The 2,973-nt window shown below is 49.1% G+C and carries 1 protein-coding gene; it reads right to left on the bottom strand.

All coding sequences use genetic code 11. The features are described 5' to 3' along the window. Positions 1 to 804: 804 nt before the first annotated feature. The gene (arsA, locus tag NG833_RS26080; RefSeq protein WP_254568194.1) at positions 805 to 2,634 is read right to left on the bottom strand and encodes an arsenical pump-driving ATPase; all 1,830 of its coding nucleotides are present in this window, start codon (positions 2,632 to 2,634) and stop codon (positions 805 to 807) included. Positions 2,635 to 2,973 lie beyond the last annotated feature (339 nt).

Genomic DNA, 2,973 nt, shown 5'->3' with positions numbered 1-2,973 from the left:
AAAAACCCGCAGGCTGTTCTATGAGCGTTCCGCTAGGAAAGCCTGGGGCTACACGGACAAAGCCCGCCTGCGCGGCGTCATACAGTCTTGTTAGGTGCTTAACCATCGGGATTTGGATGATTTATTTGTTGGAACACCCTTAGCAATCTCTCTTCAATTTGGGGAACCACCTCTGATATTTTTAGTCCCCTATGGGAGGCAGTCATTAGTAAAGAAAGACCGGGACTCTCTTCAACCGTACCCAGCCTCTGCAAGATATCGGTCCCTAGGTGGCGATCGCCCTCACTGCTATTTCCCTCTCAATCCGTCAGTAATTTGGCTTAGATCAGGTTAAGCCATTTGGCGGATGCTTTTTTGTGGCTCCTCAACCCATAATGAAAACACGATCACCCTGAATTTGTTCGACACCCTGAGTGTTGCATCACCCCCCAAGCCCTAGGGGGGTTTTTTGTTTTTGGATTCCCTAAAAGATGCTCGGTTTTACCCTCAGTTTCATCCGGGTTAAAAGGACTTACGAATTTTTGGAGACTAAACCCTAAATGTAGAGGCGAGAAAGCGAATCGCCTCTACATTTAGGGCGTAACTTTCAAGAATGCGTCAGTCCTGTTTCAGTTTAAATTAAGCCATGCAAAGTTCAGCCATTTAGCTGATGCTTTTTCCTGAATCCTGCAACCATAATAAAAACACGATCACCCTGAATTTGTTCGACACCCTGAGTGTTGCATCACCCCCCAAGCCCTAGGGGGGTTTTTTGTTTTTGGATTCCCTAAAAAATGCCCGGTTTGACGCCCAGTTTCATCCGGGTTAAGTCACTTTGTGCTGATGTGTCACAACATCCTGTTGACTCCGGATCTCTTCTAATTCGACTGCTGCCACAGTCTTTTGCTGGCCTAAATTAAGCAACGCTTGAATACCCACCGGCTCATCCACTTGCATCGGCACCAAGGCAAACCGTTGAGCATAGCTGGTTTTAACCGCCTCGATTTGAGCCAGTTCAAAGGCAGCACGCTGTTTTAATAGGGGGGATGAAGTCTTTGAGACAGTCAGGCTGTTATTAATCACCCATGCCCAAGGTTCAATTCCCGCCCGACGTAAATCGGCTTGTAAATTAGCCGCTTCCAAGACTGGGGTGGTCTCGGCTAAGGTGACTACAATTACTTTAGTTTGGGCGGGGTCTTGCAAGCGCATCATCGGCGTGACAACGCGCACATTTTCCTGGGTATGGCGGGTGACTTCCCGGTGATAGGCTCCGGTGGCATCCAGAAGCAATAGGGTATGTCCGGTGGGTGCAGTGTCCATGACGACGAATTTTTGACTCGACTCGCGGATGATTCGGGAAAAGGCTTGGAATACGGCAATTTCTTCGGTGCAAGGCGATCGCAAGTCTTCTTCCAACATCAGGCGTCCTTGCTCATCCAAATTCTTCCCTTTGGTTTCCAGAATATGCTGGCGATAGCGGGTGGTTTCTTGATGCGGATCGATGCGACTGACTTCTAAGTTGTCCATTGATCCAGCTAAGGTTTCACTCAGATGTGCCGCTGGATCCGAGGTAGTCAAATGCACCGAATGTCCCTGTTTGGCTAGGGCGACAGCGATCGCGGCTGCCATTGTGGTTTTTCCCACACCCCCTTTACCCATTGTCATAATCAATCCATGACCCGTGGTGGCAATTTCATCTACTAAGGTGGAAAGGTGCGGCAGAGTCAGGGAGGGGATGGAGTCCTCACGGCTGTCTGTCGTGCCTTCCTCTCCATCGGAGAATAAACTGCTGAGGGCTTCAATTCCTACAAGATTTTGCGCCTTGAGGGGGAGTTGATCCAAGGGCAGACTATGGAGAACCTCGGGCAGGTTGGCGATCGCCTTTTGTTCGCGCTGATAAAGGGCTGCGGCTAATACATCATGACTTGCTTCCTTCTGCGGTAATACCCCGTTAATCACCAAATGTTGTTGAGAAAACCCTATATCGGCTAACTCTTTGTGAGTTCGCACGACTTCATCTAGGGTACTTTGCTGGGCGCGGGAAACGAGGACCAAGCGGGTGCGGTTGGGGTCCGATAACACGCGCACCGCTTCCGTATAGCGATCGCGTTGCTTTTCTAACCCAGAGAGGGGTCCGAGACAGGATGCACCCTCGGGATTCTCGTCAATAAAACTACTCCAAGCATTGGGGAGTTCCAACAGGCGAATGGTATGTCCGGTGGGTGCGGTATCAAAGATGATGTGCTCGTATTTGCCCATCAGACTCTCATCAGTGAGTAATTCGGTAAATTCATCAAATGCGGCAATTTCGGTGGTACAGGCCCCGGATAAGCCTTCCTCGATGCCTCTGACGACGGATTCGGGCAAGACTCCTCGCACGGGGCCAACAATGCGCTCGCGATACTGCTGTGCCGCCTGTTGTGGGTCGATTTCTAAGGCAGATAACCCGCTTACTGTAGCAATATCGGTGATGGTATTTCCAATGGTTTGGCTAAAGACTTGCCCAATATTTGAAGCCGGATCGGTACTGACTAATAAGACTTTCTTGCCTTGTTTGGCTAAATGAATAGCTGTGGCACAGGAAAGCGAAGTTTTGCCTACTCCTCCTTTGCCGGTAAAAAATAAAAATGGTGGTGTATTTTGTAGAAATTGCATCATCGAATGTTCGTTACTCATAAATTCTCAATGGGTTGAATCAACTCAACCTTATTCCTGTAAAAATAGAGCCATAGAAAGGGGTAATTACTGACATTTTGCATCACTTTCAACACCGGCGGGGGTTCAAACCCCCGCCTCATAGCTAAAGTCGGTTAAAACCGACTAAAAATCCCACGGGATAAGACGAACAGTCGTCTTTAGGGAACTCCAAAAAATAAAATCCCCAAAAAACCCGCAGGCTGTTCTATGAGCGTTCCGCTAGGAAAGCCTGGAGGCTCACAGGACAAAGCCCGCCTGCGCGGCGTCATACAGTCTTGTTAGGTGCTTAACCATCGG

Source organism: Oscillatoria sp. HE19RPO (assembly GCF_024220515.1).
Classification (GTDB): domain Bacteria; phylum Cyanobacteriota; class Cyanobacteriia; order Cyanobacteriales; family Laspinemataceae; genus Laspinema.
Note: the sequence above shows the minus strand (reverse complement) of the source record. Positions and strands in the feature narration are given on the sequence as shown.

Coding starts and splice junctions, on each gene's coding strand:
- arsA (WP_254568194.1), bottom strand. CDS start 2,634: ATGCAATTTCTACAAAATACACCACCATTTTTATTTTTTACCGGCAAA.